Origin of the sequence: Helicobacter pylori, assembly GCF_006439795.1 — a bacterium.
GTDB classification, from domain to species: domain Bacteria; phylum Campylobacterota; class Campylobacteria; order Campylobacterales; family Helicobacteraceae; genus Helicobacter; species Helicobacter pylori_CR.
Window position 1 is genome coordinate 132534 of the sequence record NZ_VEYL01000002.1, and the last position, 18534, is coordinate 151067.

Below are 18534 nucleotides of genomic sequence, written 5' to 3' on the forward strand. Positions count from 1 at the left end.
CCACCATGTTTGGGAATAAGCAGTTGCAACTTCAAATCCATCAAAAAGATTCTGAAATTACAGAGTTAAAAAAAGAAATCAATCTCTATCAAAGCCTTTTAAATTTGTGCTTGCATGAAGGTTTTGTAGGTATTAAAAACAATAAAGTCGTTTTTAAGAGTGGGAATCTTGCAAGCTTGAATAATTTAGAAGAACAAAGCGTTCATTTCAAAGAAAATGCAGAGAGCGTTAATTTACAAGGGGTTTCTTATTCTTTAAAAAGCCAAAATATTGATGGCGTGCAGTATTTTTCACTAGCCAAAAAAACAGGGGGTGTGGGGGAATACCATAAAAATGATTTGTTTAAGACTTTTTGTGCGAGCTTAAAAGAAGGCTTAGAGAACGTGCAAGAAAGCATGCAGTATTTCCATCAAGAAACCGGCTTGCTCTTAAATGCGGCTAAAAGTGGTGAAGAACATTCTGCTGAAGGATTAGGGACGGTTAATAAAACGGGTCAAGACATTGAATCGCTTTATGAAAAGATGCAAAACGCCACTTCGTTAGCGGACTCTCTCAACCAACGGAGCAATGAAATCACTCAAGTCATTTCTTTGATTGATGATATTGCAGAACAAACCAATCTATTAGCCCTAAATGCCGCTATTGAGGCCGCACGAGCGGGCGAGCATGGGAGAGGTTTTGCGGTGGTGGCTGATGAGGTGAGAAAGCTCGCTGAAAAAACCCAAAAAGCCACTAAAGAAATCGCCGTTGTGGTTAAAAGCATGCAACAAGAAGCCAACGATATTCAAACCAATACCCACGATATTAATTCTATTGTAGGCTCTATTAAGGGCGATGTGGAAGAGCTTAAATCCGCCGTGAAAAATAACATGATTGTCGCGCAAGCGGCAAAATACACCATCTACAATATCAATAACCGGGTGTTTTGCGGTCTAGCCAAACTCGATCATGTGGTCTTTAAAAACAATCTTTATGGCATGGTTTTTGGCCTCAATTCCTTTGATATTACCAGCCATAAGAATTGCCGCTTAGGCAAATGGTATTATGAGGGCGCGGGCAAAGAGAATTTTTCCAACACTTCAGGCTATAGAGCTTTAGAAAGCCACCATGCAAGCGTGCATGCTGAAGCTAATGATTTGGTTAAAGCCGTTCAAGAAGACCACATTACCGATTCAAAATACCTAGAGCATAAAGTGCATTTAATGGAAGATAGTGCTAAACATGTCAAAGAAAATATTGATAAGATGTTTTACGAAAAACAAGACGAACTCAATAAAATCATTGAAAAAATTCAAAAAGGCGAATGATTTCATTCAATGAAGTGTTTTTATGTTTTCTAAATCCTTAGAAGCTTTACACCATGCCAAACGATACCGCAAAAGAGAATTGTTTGACCCTTTATTAAAGGATTACGCTTCTAATGATTATTTGGGTTTGAGCGTTAAAAAAGATTTGCTTCAAAACGCATTTAATAAGCTCCAATCCTTTGGTACTCATTCCCCCAAGGCTTCCATGCTAGTGAATGGCTACCACCCTTTGCATGCAGAATTAGAAGAACGACTAGCGGATTTGTTAGAATTTGAAAGCACTCTTTTAGTGGGGAGTGGTTTTTTGGGCAATCTGGCTTTAATAGACACCCTTTTAGTCAAAAACGCCCTCTTATTCATAGACGATCACTACCATGCAAGCGGGATTTTTAGCGCCAAAACGAAGTCTAATCAAGTGGTTTTTTTCTCGCACAATGACGTTAAGGATTTGAAACAAAAACTCTTTAACACCCCTAAAAATAAGCTCAAATTCATAGCCATTGAGGGGGTTTATTCTATGGATGCGAGCATCGCTCCTTATGATTTTTATGCAATCACTCAAGAGACTCCTAACGCTTTTTTAATCGTTGATGAAGCCCATAGTTTTGGGACTATCGGCGAGAATTTATTGGGTTTTTTAGAATATTATCGCATCAAGGAAAAAGACAAAATCATTAAGCTCAGCACTTTTTCTAAAGCGCTTGCGAGCTATGGGGCGTGTATTTTAGCCCCTTTACAAATCATAGAGTTTTTAACCAATCGCGCTAAAAGCGTGATTTACACCACCGCTTTAAGCCTGTTAGACACCGCTTTAACTTTGGCCCATTTAGAATACTTTATCGCGCAAAAACAAGAATTAAAAAATGAGCTTAGCAAACACCAACAAATTATTTTTGAAACCTTAGGTATTAGAACGCTCGTAGGATTTTTTACTTTAGAATTTGAAAACAATCCCGCTCTTTTAAGCGCTCATCATTTTTTGAAAGAAAAGGGGTTTTTAGTGGGAGCTATCCGCCCCCCTACGGTTTCTAAACCCCTTTTACGAGTCTCTTTATCCCTCAAAAACAGCTTAGAAGACACTAAAGAGCTTGCGAACACCCTTTTAAATTATTCTAAAATACAATCTTCTTTTAAGAGTGATTAAATGCTAAAAAAGATTTTTTATGGTTTTATCGTTTTATTTTTGATTGTCGTAGGGTTGTTAGCCATTCTTATCGCTCAAGTTTGGGTAACTACGGATAAAGATATTGCTAAAATTAAAGATTATCGCCCGGGCGTCGCTTCACAGATTTTAGACCGAAAAGGGCGTTTGATCGCTAATATCTATGATAAGGAATTCCGTTTTTATGCGCGTTTTGAAGAAATCCCCCCACGATTTGTTGAAAGCCTTTTAGCGGTAGAAGACACTCTCTTTTTTGAACATGGGGGGATCAATTTAGACGCTATCATGCGCGCTATGATTAGAAACGCTAAAAGCGGTCGTTACACCGAAGGAGGTAGCACCCTAACCCAACAACTCGTTAAAAACATGGTGCTCACACGAGAAAAAACCCTAACCAGAAAACTCAAAGAAGCTATCATTTCTTTACGCATTGAAAAAGTCTTAAGCAAAGAAGAAATTTTAGAGCGCTATTTGAACCAAACTTTTTTTGGGCATGGGTATTATGGCGTCAAAACCGCAAGTTTAGGGTATTTTAAAAAGCCCCTTGACAAACTCACGCTTAAAGAAATCGCCATGTTAGTCGCCTTGCCTAGGGCTCCGAGTTTTTATGACCCTACCAAAAATTTAGAATTTTCACTCTCTAGGGCTAATGATATTTTAAGGCGGTTGTATTCTTTAGGCTGGATTTCTTCTAACGAACTCAAAGGCGCTCTCAATGAAGTGCCAATCGTCTATAACCAAACTTCCACGCAAAATACCGCTCCCTATGTCGTGGATGAAGTGTTGAAGCAATTGGATCAATTAGACGGGTTAAAAACTCAAGGCTATACCATAAAGCTCACGATAGATTTGGATTACCAACGCTTAGCGTTAGAGTCCTTGCGTTTTGGGCATCAAAAAATCTTAGAAAAAATCGCTAAAGAAAAGCCAAAAACAAACGCATCTAACGAAAATGAAGACAATTTGAACGCTAGCATGATCGTTACAGACACGAGCACCGGTAAGATTTTAGCTTTAGTGGGGGGGATTGATTATAAAAAAAGCGCTTTCAATCGCGCCACGCAAGCCAAACGGCAATTTGGGAGCGCGATAAAACCCTTTGTGTATCAAATCGCTTTTGATAATGGCTATTCCACCACTTCTAAAATCCCTGATACCGCGCGAAATTTTGAAAATGGCAATTATAGTAAAAACAGCAAACAAAACCATGCATGGCACCCCAGCAATTATTCCCGCAAGTTTTTAGGGCTTGTAACCTTGCAAGAAGCCTTGAGCCATTCGTTAAATCTAGCCACGATCAATTTAAGCGATCAGCTTGGATTTGAAAAAATTTATCAATCTTTAAGCGATATGGGGTTTAAAAACCTCCCTAAGGACTTGTCTATTATGTTAGGGAGCCTTGCTATCTCACCCATTGATGCGGCTGAAAAGTATTCTCTATTTTCTAATTACGGCACCATGCTCAAACCCATGCTCATTGAAAGCATCACCAACCAACAAAACGAAGTCAAAACTTTCACGCCTATGGAAACCAAAAAGATCACCTCCAAAGAACAGGCTTTTTTAACCCTTTCAGTGCTGATGAATGCGGTAGAAAACGGCACGGGGAGTTTGGCTCGCATTAAAGGTTTAGAAATTGCCGGTAAAACCGGGACTTCTAACAACAATATTGATGCTTGGTTCATTGGCTTTACCCCCACCTTACAGAGCGTGATTTGGTTTGGGAGGGACGATAACACGCCTATTGGCAAAGGAGCGGGAGGAAGCGTTGTGAGTGCACCTGTGTATTCGTATTTCATGCGTAATATTCTAGCAATTGAACCTTCTTTAAAAAGAAAGTTTGATGTCCCCAAAGGCTTACATAAAGAAATCGTGGATAAAATCCCCTACTATTCAACTCCCAATTCTATCACCCCCACCCCCAAAAGAACAGACGATAGCGAGGAACGCTTGTTGTTCTAAGCCTACATGGCTATAGGGACTTTAATGTCTCCGTAATTGATAGAATCTTTAAAGATTTCTTCCACTTTAGCCACAAGAATACTCACCGCTTGATTGTCTAAGCCCATTTTATGCAACCCTTCGCTCAAAGCGTCCTTATCAAAACCACGCGCGCGCACTAACGCAAACACTTCCTCATTGTTAGGATTGATATAAATCCCTAAACGATCCACATTCATCAAGCTATCATAAATGGGCTGTGTCATTTGGATAAACATTTCATTAGTGATCTTTTGCTTGATGCGATTGGATTTGGAAAGGTAAGCCTCTTTGAGTTTATGCACAATATTTTGTGCCACTCTTATCGTCGCTCTTTTGGTAGCGATTTTTTCTATCTCTTCAGTTGTCTTACCATCCACAATGTGCGAGCTATCCACCCCTTGCGTGAGATACTGACTGCGATTTTGCAACATCCAATAAGGCACATCTTGTAAAAAAGAATTTCTTTGTGAAGTGTTTGGGCAAGTGCAAGCTTGCAACATCAAAACACCCAATCCGCATAAAAATAATTGCTTGCTTTTTAAAAAAGATTTTTCTAACACGCTATCCCCTTTGATTTTGGTTTCACAGAGTGTAACACAAATCTTTAAGATTTTAAACAATAATTAGGTAAAAAATAAAAAAAAATAAAATGATTGAAACTTTGTTAAAAAAATCAACACGCAGTTGAGCATTAGAATAAGCCGGGTTCTGTCAATGGATGGCCATTTATCTGGGAAATATTTTGCAATATTCCTCAAGCGAAGCGTGTATCAATTTAGACTTACCATGCGCTTCTTGCTACAAATTGGGTTTGCCCAAACAAGCTAAATTGCTTTAGCTCTGGTGGGCTCTTACCCCACCCTTTCACCCTTACCTTAAAAAGGCGGTTTGCTTTCTGTGGCACTTTCCCTTAGCTTGCGCTAGCCATCCGTTAGATGGAATTTTGTCTAATGTAGCCCGGACTTTCCTCTATTCTAAAATAGCGACCATCTTCTAATGCGTTAATATATTAGAAAAAAATAGCTTTAAAAGAGTTTAAAAATCAAGGGTATAGAGAATATTTTTATTATTCTCATAGCTCACAAGGATAAGCTCATTATCCCTAAACCCTCCAGCACTGATATTTTTAATCTCTTTAGGCAAGCCATAAACTTCAAGAATCTCTTCTTTTGTAGGGTCTATGACTAAAAGCGTGTTAAATTCCTTACTGAACGCATAAAGCTTATTATCCTTTAACGCTAGCGCGCTGATAACTAACTCGCCCAGTTTCCTTTTTGCTTTAAGTTTGGCATTGCCTAATTCAAGTAAAAACTCCCCATGCACTTGCTTGTCGCTATTAAGCATGGAGATGATAATCAAATCCTTATAACGCTTGTTAGGAGCGGTGATCAAATAAGTGGATTTAGCCCCTCTTCTTGCAACGCTAACATAATAGTTTTTCGCCCTAGAAGTTTTTAAGCGGCTGCGTTCCACTTCATCAAAAGAGTTAGCCCCTTCTAAAAAATAAGGGAAGTTTTTAAGCGCGTTAGCGTTTTTGTTAGGAGTGATTTCTACGCTCGTTTTATTATTGCCCATGATCACAATGTTTTCATCTTCGTTAAAATCCGCCCCCACGAACGACCCCACCGTCGCGCTATAATAACTATCCAACACCATATAACTATGAATGGTTTTCAAATCGTTACCCACAAGATAAAGGCCTTGGTTTTCTGTGGTAAGGATCGCCCTGTCTTCATTGAAATTCAAATCCGTGATCGCTCCATTCAGTTTTAAAAAAAGCTCTTCTTTTTTTTCAATCTTTAACGCTTTTGTGATTTCTAAAGGCGAACGTTCATAATCATTATCTTTAGGCAAAGCGCTCAATTTCAAAGGCTCGCCCACATCTCTTCTGCCTAAAACGCTTCTTGGGAATTTCAAATGATCCCAATTTTCCATAGACCAGACAGATTCTTTCAAATTCCAAGAAAAACGCACCGGATCGCTTTGCCCTATGTAAGGGAAAGGCCCGGTAGAAATAAACGCTTGCACGGCGTTAGAACCCACCACAATAAAGAAAATATAAAAAGCGCTTTTTTGGAGCGCATTTAACAAACGATCTTTGAAAGGTTGGGCATTAGGGGCAAAAAAGAGCAAAACCGCTAAAAGCACCACCACGCTAAAAAAGACAAAAAGCGCCCAAAACTGCGTGTGCAAGCCCAAAATAGCGAGCGCGAATCCCTGCCCCACATCTTCTAACGCATGGCTACCGGTATGATAAAAGCTCTCATACAACCCGCTACTAGCCATAAGCAATAGCAAGGCAATGTATTTAGGCTTAAACCCAAAACGCACCACCAAAAGCGCCATAGCCCCTATTAAAATCATGTTGATGCGTTGCACCCAGCAAAAAATACAAGGCGAATCTTTCAAAACATAGCCAAAATAAAAATTCGCCAAACCCACAGGAAAGATCAAAATCCCTAAAATCGCCAAAGAAAAAAGATTATAAAATCGGGTTTCTTTATTCATGCATCCCCCTTATAGATTCATGTTGGGCAAAACGCTAGAGCTGTGGGCTATAAAAATAACAAGCTCCACCAACCACACCACAATCAAAATCCCAAACGCCCAATTTTCTTTTTCAGGCTTTTTAAACGCTATCAAAATAGCGGCCAGACTTAAAATCAGTCCTAAAAACTCCATGCCGTTCCTTAAAATTTTCGTAGGATTATACTCAAAAATAAACTATTGGATAAATAAAAAATATCTAGTGGATAACTTTTGAGAGAATTATATTAAAGGGAGAAAGCCCTATTTATCCATATTTGATTAAAAACAGAGCCAATTTTATCATTTCTTTTTTAACTTCCCATAGATTTTTTTAATTAGAGACAATATTTTAAACAATCTCTCTTGCTTGTTTGTCCTAAGACTTCTTTTTAATACGCCATAACTTTGTGAAGGTTTTAAAATGCAAGACAGCAAAGAAACATCATTACAAAACAAGGGCAGAGCGTTTTTATGCGTCGCGTCTGGAAGAAAATAAATTTGTTTGAATTGCTCTTGATCTTGAATACTAGGATTGTCAATGAAGAAATTCACCCATTCTATCACATCATGAATGTCTAAAGAAATTTGACTTTCTTTAAAATATGAAGCATATCCAACAGCCCCTTCTACTATTTCTTCATAAGCTTTAGAGCGGTGTTTTTCACAAGATGAAACGTCTTTTTGATAGATTGGAACGCCATTCTCTACATTTAAAATAGGGTATTCAGGGCTTGTTAGCAAAAACTCCATAAAATCCCAATTATGAAAATAAACGGGTTTAGGGTGTGAAAAAGGTAAGAAACTCACGCAATCATAATTTAAAATTCTTAGGAGATCCACATAGCACCCAAAAACTTCTTTGTTTAAAGCTTTTTGGATTAACCCTTGCGAAGAATAGCCAAAAGTAATCGTATCTACAATAGCGATATTTCCCTCTAAATTTGATGAAGACAGGTATTTTCTGTAATTATCTAAACATTTTAACGCTAAATGGCGGCAGTATTCAAAGTTACTATATATGTATATATAGGCTTGTTGGTTGGTGGCGATTTGCTTCTTTTTAATTTCTTCTTCGCCTTCTAAAATACGCAAAATTTCCAAGCTCTCGCCCTCTACGACTTCTAAAAATACCGCTTTTTTTAAAATTCTGGGAGCATAGACATAAGTAGTTTTATATGAATTTGGATATAAAATATTAAAAATTTTTTGCAATAAATAACCATCTCGCGCAACAAACACTAAAGTATCAATATTTCTTTTATGAATTTCCTTATAGATAAACTGGCAATAAGCAACGGCTGCAATTCCTGCCTGCATCGCTCCTAAAAGAAACCAATAATCAAATTTTTCATGTTTTTGAATATAATTTTTATAAAAAACGCATAAAGATCCTAAAATAAAACTTTGCGCAACACTGGTTGGAGTGAATGTTTTGTATTTAGGAAAAACTTCTTCTAATTGTTTCAACACGCTTTTTCTAAATAGCGTTGCTATACCTAAACTTTTAGGCATAGCGTCATCTGCCCAAGAATTATCACCGATATGCAACATCTGCGTATTAGTAATATTTTCTTGTTTTAAAACATGCTTAAACAAATCCTTTGAATGTTTAGTAAGCATTATATGGTTACTAAGATAGAAATTTGTATAACCACCAAAACCCTTAGAAATTAAAATATCTTCAAGGACTTCTAAAGGTAAATACATATCTGATACAATAATCACTCTCTTATTGTTCTCTTTAGCGAAACGATAGAGTTCTAACATCTCTAAGTTTGGAATAAGCATCTCTTTTTCAGTGGCAATTTCTACTTCCTTATATGAATGAAACTCTTTTGGAATTTGATGATAAATTTCATCTAGAGTAATGTCTTGTTCTTTACTGATTCCTCTAGATTGCATTTCTGCCAGGATTCTTGCTTGATGAAAACCTTTAATATTATATTTAGTCTCAATATACAAAAATAAATCTGTGGGTTTAATGAAAGGTCTTAGAAGAAGGGTATCAAAAATATCAAAAGAAATCACATCATATTTTAAAATCTCACTTTTTGCCCCATCCAAAAATTTGCGCATACAAGAATCCTTTGTAAAATTTGAGCATTATATCATTTTTTTTTTTTTCAAAAATACAAAAAAAGGGGAAAAAGCTATAGCTAAAGAAAAAGAAGATAAGGAGTTACCCCCTTATTTTTTCAAAGCTTCTAAAGCATGTTTTTTGCCAATTTCAAAGGCTTTTTTGTTCGTTTCAGCAACTTTTGCAGGGACTTTTTTAAGCATGGTGTCTAGCACGATATTTTCTTCTACGCATTTAGTAAGCTCCACGGTAATGGCTAACGCTACCACAGATTGCGTGATGATGTTACCCACTTCATCTTTAGCGATGCTGATAATGGGGATTTTATAAATTTGATACTTTTCTTCGTCTTCTTTAGTGGGGGTTACTAGATTGGGATCAATGACAACGATACCGCCTTGTTTAATATCGCTTTTAAACTGGTTGTAGCTGATTTGAGCGACTGAAAGCATGAAATCAATCTCGCCCTCTTTAGCATAAGGGAAAATAATTTCATCTTTATCTAGCAAAATATCCACTTTAGTGGGCCCTCCACGCACTTGCGAAGTGTAGGTGGAAGTCTTAGTGCCATAGCCCCCACTCACAATCTTAGCTTCAGCTAAAATCTCTCCCGCTAACAGCACGCCTTGTCCTCCAACGCCCGTAAATCGTAATTGCACTTCCATTATTGTTTTCCTTGTGCTTTTTCAATGATTTCTTGATACGCTTCGCAATATTCTTTCCTGTCCGTGTCATGCTTTAAAACGCCTGTAGGGAATTTATCCACCCTTTCTTCAGGGCTCATGGCTTCAAATTGGCGTTTGCTCACCAATCGGCTTTCCATCCATTTTAGCATTTGAGACGCTTCGCCCATTTTATTCTTGCGCCCTAAATTGATATGGCAATTGCTATGGACGTCAAAGAAGCTAAAGCCCTTGTGCGAGAAACCTTCTTTAAGCACTTTTTCTAACTTTTGAGGGTCTAAAACGCTCTCTCTGGCCACAAAACTCGCCCCGGCAGCGGTGGTTAAAGCACATGGGTCAAATTGGTTATCAATATTCCCCCATTGAGCCGTAACCGTCCACATGCCATTAGGCGTGGTGGGCGAAGTTTGGGAGTTGGTCAAACCATAAATGAAATTATTCACTAAAATAAAATTCAAATCAATGTTTCTTCTGCACGCATGCATGGTGTGATTGCCTCCAATCGCAAAGCCATCGCCATCGCCAGAAACCACGATCACATGCTTACTGGGGTTAGCCATTTTAATCCCTGTCGCATACGCCACAGCCCTACCATGCGTAGTGTGAACGGTGTTACAATTCACATACGAACTCATGCGCCCGCTGCAACCAATCCCACTCACCAAACACACATCATCCATTTTCCAACCTAAAGCGTCAATCGTGCGGATAATGGATTTCAAAATCACGCCATCGCCACAGCCCCAACACCACAAAGTGGGTATTTTATCCACACGCAAATATTCATCATAATTAAACGCCATTTTAAAGCTCCTTCAATTTTGCGATGATTTGTTTGGGCGAAATCGTGCGCCCATTGGCTTGCCCAAAGAAATGCACCTTTCTTTGCATAGCCCTTTCAATCTCTTCTAAATACTGCCCCTTATTCAATTCAATCACAAGGATTTTTTCGTATTTATCCCCTATTTCTTTCAAGCGTTTAGCCGGGCTTGGCCATAAGGTTTTAGGCCTGAAAAAGCCGACTTTTTGCTTGCTCTCTTTGTTGTAATCTTTCAAGGCTTCTTTAACCGCTAGAGAAACCGAACCATAAGCGATGATAATAATTTCAGCACCCTCTAAATCCATTTCCTCATTTTCGTTGATAATGTCTTGCTTGGATTCAATCTTATGGAATAATCTGTCAATCAAATCCCCCCCGATTTTAGCGTCTTCAGTAGGAAAGCCAATAGGCCCATGGTGCAAGCCTGAAACATGGTAGCGATAGCCTTTAAAGAACGGGTTTAAAACAGCCGGCTCATCTTGCGCGACTCCATAAGGCTTGTAGTCTTTTTTATCGCCCACAAATTCCTTACGATTAATAGTCATCTTTTGCACTTCTTCTAAATCCGGGATTTGCACCTTGCCATACATATGCCCCACGGTTTCATCCATGAGCAAGAATACAGGAGTCATGAGCATTTCAGCCAAATTGAACGCGCGAACGGTCTCTGTGTAAGCTTCCTCTAAGCTAGCAGGAACGAGCGCGACAGCTTTAAAATCCCCATGTATGGGGTGTCTTAAGAAATTCACATCGCCTTGAGCCACACGAGTGGGCATTCCGGTTGATGGGCCTGAACGCATCACATCAGCGATCACTAAAGGGATTTCTGCCATGAAAGAATAGCCGATTTGCTCCACTTTCAATGAAATACCAGGACCAGAGCTTGCTGTCATAGACTTTGTCCCGCTCATGCTCGCTCCTAAAGACACGCTAATCCCGCTGATTTCATCTTCCATTTGGATAAAATGGCCGCCGCATTTGGGTAAAGCCACGCTCATCGCATGCATAATATCTGAGCTTGGCGTGATAGGATAGCCCCCAAAAAACCGACACCCCACTTCAATCGCCGCTTTAGCGACTAATTCATTCCCATCAGAAATAATCTCACGCATTATTTGCCTCTCCCTTCTAAAATAGTCTCTTCTAAGAGCATGTATTTATTGGCCTTAACCTTTTCGCTTCTTTCTTGGGCTTCTTTAGAAACTTTAGCGAATTTGAAATCCTTTCTGTCAGCCACATAAATCGCAAAATCCGGGCAGTGCAACTCGCATTGCACGCAACCGATACAGCTCTCTGGGTAGGCTACTTTGGCCACTTTTCCAAGCACCCTTTCTTTTTCAATCCCCATGCCAAGAACCCCAGCAGGGCATACCGATACGCAAATATCACAACCCTTACACCTGTCTTCATTCACCCAAACGGCAACCCCATCTGGAGCGCTCATTTTAGCCATTCATTCTCCTTTGTGCTAAAAGCTGTTTTAAGCCCTAGCCATCAAAATTTGCCTAAAATTGTAGCAAGCCTTTTTTAACAAAATCTAAAATGCTTTAATAGTAAGAACTTAAAATTAAAATGAGAAAATACTAAACACTTTTTAACCAATTTAAAAGAAAAAACGCCCCATTAACCCTAATTTTAAAAATGATTATTAGAAAGATTAATATTTTTTAAATGCTCCTTATAAGTCGCGCTGAAAGCATGTTTTTTATCCGGCATTTTCACAAAATACAAGAAGTCAGTTTTTTTAGGGAAAACCACGGCTCTAATCGCTTCTAGGCTCACGCTCCCTACGGGATTTTTAGGCAAGCCCTTGAATTTATAGGTATTGTAGGGGGTGTTATCGGTTTTAATGCGCTCTTTTGTCACTTTAGCGTGTGAAAATTCCTGATAATTCAAAGCCCCATCCATTTGCAAAGGCATGCCTTTTTTCAAGCGGTTAAAAATCACGCTCGCAATCAAGGGCATTTCTTCAGTGTTAGCGGCTTCTTTTTGCACAATGGAAGCGAGAATGATTTTTTCAAACCACTCTTCTTTATGGTAGTATCCAAGCCATTGCTTGCTTAAGGCTTCGTGTTTTTTGAGAGATTGACCGATTAAAGTTTGCATGATTTTAAAAGCGTCCTCCCCTAAAGGCAAATGATAAGTGTCTGGTAATATCACCCCATCTTCTATCACAGCGCCATTCAATCGTGGCGCGATGCTTTCATAAGCTTCATTGAGATCGCCAACTCCTAACTGATAAGTCTCGCTCAAAATTTGCGTGAAAAAATAGCGGGTTTCTCCAGGGATTAAAGTCGTGCTTTTTTGCGCCGCTTTTGCTTTGATCAAACGGACTAAAAAATCCCCCTTCCTTAAAGCCCCATCGCCCATATCAATATAACCTTTTTTAGGCATGCCTATTAGGCGTAAAAAAAGCAAATCCAAAGCGTTCATATCCACGCCTTGCTCTTTTAAAGAAAAAAACACTTTTTTGAGCGAACCTTGCGGGACAACCACCACTTTGTTAAGATAAATTGGTATACTTAAATAAAAAAGAATACTGATGAATAAAAGAAAACATGTATCCAAGAAAGTATTTAATGTCATTATCTTGTTTGTGGCAGTATTCACTCTTTTAGTCGTCATTCACAAAACCCTTTCAAACGGCATTCACATACAAAATTTAAAAATCGGGAAGCTTGGCATTTCTGAATTATACTTAAAACTCAATAACAAGCTTTCTTTAGAAATTGAACGCATTGATCTCTCTTCTTTTTTCCATCAAAAACCCACTAAAAAGCATTTAGAAGTTTCTGATTTGATTAAAAATATCCGTTATGGCATTTGGGCGGTGTCTTATTTTGAAAAACTTAAAGTCAAAGAAATCATTTTAGACGATAAAAATAAAGCCAATATCTTTTTTGATGGGAATAAATACGAGTTGGAATTTCCAGGAGTCAAAGGGGAATTTTCCCTAGAAGACGATAAAAACATCAAGCTTAAAATCATCAATTTGCTCTTTAAAGACATTAAAGTCCAAGTAGATGGCAACGCCCACTATTCACCTAAAGCTAGGAAAATGGCGTTCAATTTGATTGTCAAGCCTTTAATTGAACCCAGTGCTGCAATTTATTTGCAAGGGCTAACCGATTTAAAAACCATAGAATTAAAAATTAACACTTCTCCAATGAAAAGCTTGGCGTTTTTAAAGCCTCTTTTCCAACGCCAATCGCAAAAAAATTTAAAAACATGGATTTTTGACAAGATCCAATTTGCTAGCTTTAAGATTGATAACGCTTTAATCAAAGCTAATTTCACTCCTAGCGAGTTTATCCCATCGCTTTTGGAAAATTCTGTAGTTAAAGCCACTTTGATGAAACCTTCAGTCGTTTTTAATGATGGCTTATCGCCCATTAAAATGGATAAAACCGAATTGATATTCAAAAACAAACAGCTTCTCATACAGCCCCAAAAAATCGCTTATGAAACCATGGAATTAACCGGCTCTTACGCCACTTTTTCCAATTTGTTAGAAGCCCCTAAGTTGGAGGTTTTTTTAAAAACGACCCCTAATTATTATGGCGATAGCATTAAGGATTTATTGAGCGCTTATAAAGTCGTTTTACCTTTGGATAAAATCAGCATGCCATCTAGCGCGGATTTGAAACTCACCTTACAATTCTTGAAAAACACCGCCCCTTTATTTAGCGTTCAAGGCAATGTTAATTTGCAAGAAGGCACTCTCTCGCTCTATAATATCCCCCTTTATACGCAAAACGCTAGCGTGAGCCTGGATATTACCCAAGAATACCAATACCTCTACATAGAAACTACCCACACCCGCTATGAAAACATGCTGGATTTAGACGCTAAAATCGCTTTAGATTTGAATAAAAAAACCCTTTCTTTAGATTCTTTAGTCCATAAAATACGATTCAACACTAACAATAATATCAACATGCGTTCTTATGGCTTGAATAACGACCCAGATAACCCACAGCCTACTAAATTTTCTTTAGATTTAAAAAGCTTGCATTCTATTATTCAAGAGGGTGAAAACTCAGAGGCGTTTAGAAGAAAAATCATAGACACCATTAAAGCCCAAAGTGAAGACAAATTCACTAAAGATGTTTTCTACGCTACAGAAGACACTCTTAAAAACCTTTCTTTGAATTTTGATTTTTCTAACCCAGATTACATGCAATGGAGCGTGCCACAACTTTTATTAGAGGGCGAATTTAAAGATAACGCCTATGTTTTTAGAATCAAAGATTTGAAAAAAATCAAGCCCTATTCCCCTATTATGAAATATTTCGCCTTAGAAGATGGCTCTTTGGAAGTTTCTACGAGCGATTTTGTCAATATTGATTTTTTTGCTAAGGATTTAAAAATCACTTTACCCATCTATCATAGCAACGGCAAGCAATTTGATTCCCTCTCTTTATTTGGCTCTATTAATAAAGATGAAATTTCTGTCTGTACTCCAAGCAAAAGCATATCTATAAAAGTTAAGGGGGATCAAAAGGATATTACCCTTAATAACATTGATTTGAGTATTGACGATTTTTTAGATAGCAAGATGCCAGCTATTGCAGGATTATTCTCAAAAGAACGAAAAGAAAAGCCTAGCTCTAAAGAAATCCAAGATGAAGATATTTTCATTAGCGCCAAACAACGCTATGAAAAAGCCCACAAAATTATCCCCATCTCTACACGCATCCATGCTAAAGATGTCGTGTTAATCTATAAAAAAATGCCTTTTCCTTTAGAAAATCTTGATATTGTCGCTCAAGATGACAGAGTGAAAATTGATGGCAATTATAAAAATGGCATGATCATGGCGGATTTAGTGCATGGGGCTTTGTATCTTAAGGCTCATAATTTTAGCGGGGATTATATCAATACCATCCTCCAAAAAGATTTCGTAGAAGGGGGTTTATTCACGCTTATTGGGGCTCTTGAAGATCAGGTTTTCAACGGCGAATTGAAATTCCAAAACACAAGCTTAAAGAATTTCGCTCTCATGCAAAACATGATCAATCTCATCAACACCATTCCCTCTCTCATTGTCTTTAGGAACCCTCATTTAGGGGCTAATGGCTATCAAATCAAAAAGGGGTCTGTTGTTTTTGGGATCACTAAAGAATATTTAGGGTTAGAAAAAATTGATCTTATCGGCAAAACGCTTGATGTTGCTGGCAATGGGATCATTGAATTAGACAAAAACAAATTAGATTTGAATTTAGAAGTTTCCACCATCAAGGCTTTGAGTAATGTTTTGAGTAAAATCCCTATCGTGGGTTACCTCATTTTAGGGAAAGAAGGAAAAGTAACCACTAATGTGAATGTCAAAGGCACGCTGGATAACCCTAAAACCAAAGTGACTTTAGCGACAGATATTATCCAAGCTCCTTTTAAAATCTTGCGCCGCATTTTCACGCCCATTGACATCATCGTGGATGAAGTCAAAAAAAATATTGAATCAAAAAGGAAATTAAAATGACGCTCAATGAAGCCATTAAAGACAAAGTTTATGAAATCGTAGAAATCGCTAACTGCGATGAATCCCTTAAAAAACGCTTTCTGTCTTTTGGTATCCATGAAGGGGTTCAATGCACCCTTTTGCATTATTCCATGAAAAAAGCCACACTTTCGGTTAAAATCAACCGCATTCAAGTGGCTTTAAGATCCCATGAAGCGCAATACCTTCTCATCAAAGAAAGCGTGTGAAAATGGGTTTAAAACGCGCTAAAACTTACCAAAAAGCCCAACAAATCAAAGAATTGCTTTTAAAACATTACCCCAACCAAACCACCGAATTGCACCATAAAAACCCCTATGAATTGTTGGTGGCTACCATTTTAAGCGCTCAATGCACGGACGCTAGAGTGAATAAAATAACGCCCAAGTTATTTGAAAAATACCCGAGCGTGAAGGATTTAGCGCTCGCTTATTTAGAAGAAGTTAAAGAAGTTATCAAATCCGTTTCTTATTTCAACAATAAAAGCAAGCATTTAATCAGTATGGCGCAAAAAGTGGTTAGAGATTTTAAGGGCGTTATCCCCTCTACGCAAAAAGAATTGATGAGCCTGGATGGCGTGGGGCAAAAAACCGCTAATGTGGTGCTTTCAGTGTGCTTTGATGCAAATTACATAGCCGTAGATACTCATGTGTTCCGCACGACGCACCGCTTAGGTTTAAGCGACGCTAACACGCCCACTAAGACCGAAGAAGAACTCAGCAACCTTTTTAAAGACAACCTATCCAAACTCCACCATGCCTTAATCTTGTTTGGCCGCTACACCTGCAAGGCTAAAAACCCCTTATGCGACGCGTGTTTTTTAAAAGAATTTTGCGTTTCTAAAGCTCGCTTTAAGGCGTAGTGGCTTTATTTGTTATAAATTTATAGTAAAATTAAGATTTTACAATCAAAGTCAAATCATTCTTGAAAGAGTAGAGTTTTATGCTAGAAACAGAATCTAATAAGTTAAAAATAGCCGAAAAAGAGAAAGAAAAAGCTAACAAGGAAAGAGAACTAGAGCTTTCCACTTATTTAGAAGAACTCATTTGCGATTATAAAAACCTTTTAGACATGGAGATTGTTTTTAGTGCAGAACTTGGCTCTACGCAAATCCCTTTGTTGCAAATTTTGCGTTTTGAAAAAGGCTCTGTGATTGATTTGCAAAAACCCGCCGGAGAAAGCGTGGATACTTTTGTGAACGGGCGGGTGATTGGTAAGGGTGAGGTGATGGTTTTTGAAAGGAATTTAGCCATTCGTTTGAATGAAATCCTAGATTCTAACGCCATTGTGTATTATCTCGCTAAAAATTCATGAGATTGTTATTCTTGTTACTGAGCACTACTTTGATGTTACTGGCTGAAGAAAAAATACCTTTAAATGATGACGCCCCCATTAAACTTATGCATTGGCAAAATGCACTAAAAGAAATCCAACCTGATTCAAACGCTCTAGCAACACCACCCATAAAAGCCGTGCAAACCACGCTCACTTTTGAAACGCCTTTTAATAAAACGCCTAAAATCATGGAAGTTGAAGGGCAAAAAGTGATCGTTTTAAAAAACGCTCAATTGGATTCTAAAAAAACCATGGATTTTAAAGAAGCCTCTTTGAATGCCTTAGAAATGTTTTCCTACCAAAATGACATCTACCTCTTGTCTAAAAAAGCCACAGCAGAATTAGAAATCCAAGCCTCAAACAGCAAGGATAAAAAACGGCTCCGCTTTCTTTTTTTGCCTAAAGGTTTTCATTTAGCCCCACCGCCTAACCTGAAAGAAAAATCTCAGCATGCCAATCTCACAAGCCAAGATGAAAAAGAGCGAGCCAAAAACCCCTCAAACGCTCTAGAGTTAAAACCCCCACTGGATTTAAGCCATGCTTACAAGGCACTAGCGGTTATTGCTGCCTTACTCTTAATATTGTATATAATCAAAAACAAAATTGTTCCCACACAAGGGTCTTTTTCTGCAAAAGATTTTAAGTTAGAAGTTAGTGTTTTGGGTCGTGTTGATGCGAACCATAAAATCATTTCCATAGAAACTAATAAGGAGCGTTACTTGGTCTTACTGAGCGACAAATACGGCCTGCTTTTAGACAAAATAAGCCCAAAAACATCTAAGGAAGAACTGATTAAAGAAGCTGAAAATAATATAAAGAATTCAAAATTAGGAAATTTATATGCCGGAAAATTCTAAACTACAACCTGTTAAGTTAGGGAAAAATTTTGACCCTGTGGATCATTCTAACAGGAATTTTTTCTTTTCTCTCATTCTGTCTGTATTGTTACATTGGTTGATTTATTTTTTATTTGAACACAGAGAAGATTTTTTTCCTTCAAAACCCAAGCTCGTTAAATTAAATCCTGAAAATTTATTGGTTTTAAAAAGAGGCCATTCACAAGATCCTAGTAAAAACAACCCGGGCGCTCCTAAACCCACGCTGGCTGGTCCTCAAAAACCCCCCACACCCCCCACCC

General features: G+C 38.1%; 17 protein-coding genes, 1 other RNA gene and 1 pseudogene. 9 read left to right on the plus strand and 10 right to left on the minus strand.

Annotated features, from left to right (window positions below; genetic code table 11):
* Window positions 1–5 precede the first annotated feature (5 nt).
* From tlpD to pbp1a, 3 genes are read left to right on the plus strand one after another with little or no spacing between them, the layout of a single operon-like run.
* A complete protein-coding gene (gene tlpD, locus FIM66_RS01765) occupies window positions 6–1307 on the plus strand; it encodes a chemotaxis chemoreceptor TlpD (protein WP_140599866.1) in 1302 nt (433 codons plus the stop codon).
* A gap of 22 nt (window positions 1308–1329) precedes the next feature.
* Complete coding sequence (locus FIM66_RS01770; RefSeq protein ID WP_140599152.1) at window positions 1330–2451, plus strand: aminotransferase class I/II-fold pyridoxal phosphate-dependent enzyme; 1122 nt, start codon at window positions 1330–1332, stop codon at window positions 2449–2451.
* Window positions 2452–4431: a penicillin-binding protein 1A gene (pbp1a, locus tag FIM66_RS01775; protein ID WP_140599867.1), complete on the plus strand. Its 1980-nt coding sequence runs from the start codon at window positions 2452–2454 to the stop codon at window positions 4429–4431.
* A 2-nt stretch (window positions 4432–4433) separates the two neighbouring features.
* Here pbp1a and FIM66_RS01780 read toward each other — a convergent pair whose 3' ends face one another.
* The 10 genes from FIM66_RS01780 to mltG all read right to left on the minus strand — a co-directional run bounded on the left by FIM66_RS01780 (window position 4434) and on the right by mltG (window position 13186).
* Window positions 4434–5012: a tumor necrosis factor alpha-inducing protein gene (locus tag FIM66_RS01780; RefSeq protein WP_077232129.1), complete on the minus strand. Its 579-nt coding sequence runs from the start codon at window positions 5010–5012 to the stop codon at window positions 4434–4436.
* Between the two features lie 124 nt (window positions 5013–5136).
* An RNA gene (rnpB, locus tag FIM66_RS01790) (RNase P RNA component class A) lies at window positions 5137–5452 on the minus strand.
* 35 nt (window positions 5453–5487) lie between these two features.
* Window positions 5488–6960, minus strand: coding sequence for a disulfide bond formation protein B (locus FIM66_RS01795; RefSeq protein ID WP_140490810.1), 1473 nt, complete (start codon window positions 6958–6960; stop codon window positions 5488–5490).
* A 9-nt stretch (window positions 6961–6969) separates the two neighbouring features.
* A complete protein-coding gene (locus FIM66_RS01800) occupies window positions 6970–7134 on the minus strand; it encodes a hypothetical protein (RefSeq protein WP_000394805.1) in 165 nt (54 codons plus the stop codon).
* 147 nt (window positions 7135–7281) lie between these two features.
* A complete protein-coding gene (locus FIM66_RS01805) occupies window positions 7282–9057 on the minus strand; it encodes an HAD-IA family hydrolase (protein ID WP_140548388.1) in 1776 nt (591 codons plus the stop codon).
* A gap of 111 nt (window positions 9058–9168) precedes the next feature.
* Complete coding sequence (locus FIM66_RS01810; protein ID WP_108303020.1) at window positions 9169–9723, minus strand: 2-oxoglutarate:acceptor oxidoreductase subunit OorC; 555 nt, start codon at window positions 9721–9723, stop codon at window positions 9169–9171.
* Complete coding sequence (locus FIM66_RS01815; RefSeq protein WP_000885323.1) at window positions 9723–10544, minus strand: 2-oxoglutarate ferredoxin oxidoreductase subunit beta; 822 nt, start codon at window positions 10542–10544, stop codon at window positions 9723–9725. Before FIM66_RS01815 ends, FIM66_RS01810 begins: the two co-directional genes overlap by 1 nt.
* A gap of 1 nt (window position 10545) precedes the next feature.
* Window positions 10546–11673 (minus strand): 2-oxoglutarate synthase subunit alpha, encoded by a 1128-nt coding sequence (locus FIM66_RS01820; protein ID WP_140478644.1) that lies wholly within the window; start codon window positions 11671–11673, stop codon window positions 10546–10548.
* Window positions 11673–12014: a 4Fe-4S dicluster domain-containing protein gene (locus FIM66_RS01825; protein WP_001096895.1), complete on the minus strand. Its 342-nt coding sequence runs from the start codon at window positions 12012–12014 to the stop codon at window positions 11673–11675. Before FIM66_RS01825 ends, FIM66_RS01820 begins: the two co-directional genes overlap by 1 nt.
* A gap of 182 nt (window positions 12015–12196) precedes the next feature.
* Window positions 12197–13186, minus strand: coding sequence for an endolytic transglycosylase MltG (mltG, locus tag FIM66_RS01830; RefSeq protein ID WP_140478641.1), 990 nt, complete (start codon window positions 13184–13186; stop codon window positions 12197–12199).
* On the opposite strand from mltG, the gene FIM66_RS01835 reads away from it, so the two are divergent.
* The 6 genes and pseudogenes from FIM66_RS01835 to FIM66_RS01860 form a co-directional block, all read left to right on the plus strand.
* Complete coding sequence (locus FIM66_RS01835) at window positions 13104–16043, plus strand: DUF3971 domain-containing protein (RefSeq protein ID WP_140599868.1); 2940 nt, start codon at window positions 13104–13106, stop codon at window positions 16041–16043. The genes mltG and FIM66_RS01835 overlap by 83 nt on opposite strands.
* Complete coding sequence (locus tag FIM66_RS01840; protein ID WP_000174143.1) at window positions 16040–16270, plus strand: FeoA family protein; 231 nt, start codon at window positions 16040–16042, stop codon at window positions 16268–16270. Before FIM66_RS01835 ends, FIM66_RS01840 begins: the two co-directional genes overlap by 4 nt.
* A 2-nt stretch (window positions 16271–16272) precedes the next feature.
* Window positions 16273–16923: an endonuclease III gene (gene nth, locus FIM66_RS01845; protein ID WP_194146558.1), complete on the plus strand. Its 651-nt coding sequence runs from the start codon at window positions 16273–16275 to the stop codon at window positions 16921–16923.
* Window positions 16924–17003: 80 nt separating this feature from the next.
* Complete coding sequence (fliN, locus tag FIM66_RS01850; RefSeq protein WP_000894333.1) at window positions 17004–17375, plus strand: flagellar motor switch protein FliN; 372 nt, start codon at window positions 17004–17006, stop codon at window positions 17373–17375.
* A complete protein-coding gene (locus tag FIM66_RS01855) occupies window positions 17372–18253 on the plus strand; it encodes a hypothetical protein (RefSeq protein WP_140599869.1) in 882 nt (293 codons plus the stop codon). The genes fliN and FIM66_RS01855 overlap by 4 nt, the downstream gene beginning before the upstream one ends.
* Window positions 18237–18534: pseudogene (locus FIM66_RS01860) on the plus strand (siderophore-mediated iron transporter); the annotation flags it as partial. The gene FIM66_RS01855 and the pseudogene FIM66_RS01860, both read left to right, overlap by 17 nt.

Bases quoted from the DNA above. Each gene is read 5' to 3' on its own strand.
- tlpD (WP_140599866.1), top strand. From the start codon at position 6: ATGTTTGGGAATAAGCAGTTGCAACTTCAAATCCATCAAAAAGATTCT.
- FIM66_RS01770 (WP_140599152.1), top strand. From the start codon at position 1,330: ATGTTTTCTAAATCCTTAGAAGCTTTACACCATGCCAAACGATACCGC.
- pbp1a (WP_140599867.1), top strand. From the start codon at position 2,452: ATGCTAAAAAAGATTTTTTATGGTTTTATCGTTTTATTTTTGATTGTC.
- FIM66_RS01795 (WP_140490810.1), bottom strand. From the start codon at position 6,960: ATGAATAAAGAAACCCGATTTTATAATCTTTTTTCTTTGGCGATTTTA.
- FIM66_RS01800 (WP_000394805.1), bottom strand. From the start codon at position 7,134: ATGGAGTTTTTAGGACTGATTTTAAGTCTGGCCGCTATTTTGATAGCG.
- FIM66_RS01805 (WP_140548388.1), bottom strand. From the start codon at position 9,057: ATGCGCAAATTTTTGGATGGGGCAAAAAGTGAGATTTTAAAATATGAT.
- FIM66_RS01810 (WP_108303020.1), bottom strand. From the start codon at position 9,723: ATGGAAGTGCAATTACGATTTACGGGCGTTGGAGGACAAGGCGTGCTG.
- FIM66_RS01815 (WP_000885323.1), bottom strand. From the start codon at position 10,544: ATGGCGTTTAATTATGATGAATATTTGCGTGTGGATAAAATACCCACT.
- FIM66_RS01820 (WP_140478644.1), bottom strand. From the start codon at position 11,673: ATGCGTGAGATTATTTCTGATGGGAATGAATTAGTCGCTAAAGCGGCG.
- FIM66_RS01825 (WP_001096895.1), bottom strand. From the start codon at position 12,014: ATGGCTAAAATGAGCGCTCCAGATGGGGTTGCCGTTTGGGTGAATGAA.
- FIM66_RS01835 (WP_140599868.1), top strand. From the start codon at position 13,104: ATGAATAAAAGAAAACATGTATCCAAGAAAGTATTTAATGTCATTATC.
- mltG (WP_140478641.1), bottom strand. From the start codon at position 13,186: ATGACGACTAAAAGAGTGAATACTGCCACAAACAAGATAATGACATTA.
- FIM66_RS01840 (WP_000174143.1), top strand. From the start codon at position 16,040: ATGACGCTCAATGAAGCCATTAAAGACAAAGTTTATGAAATCGTAGAA.
- nth (WP_194146558.1), top strand. From the start codon at position 16,273: ATGGGTTTAAAACGCGCTAAAACTTACCAAAAAGCCCAACAAATCAAA.
- fliN (WP_000894333.1), top strand. From the start codon at position 17,004: ATGCTAGAAACAGAATCTAATAAGTTAAAAATAGCCGAAAAAGAGAAA.
- FIM66_RS01855 (WP_140599869.1), top strand. From the start codon at position 17,372: ATGAGATTGTTATTCTTGTTACTGAGCACTACTTTGATGTTACTGGCT.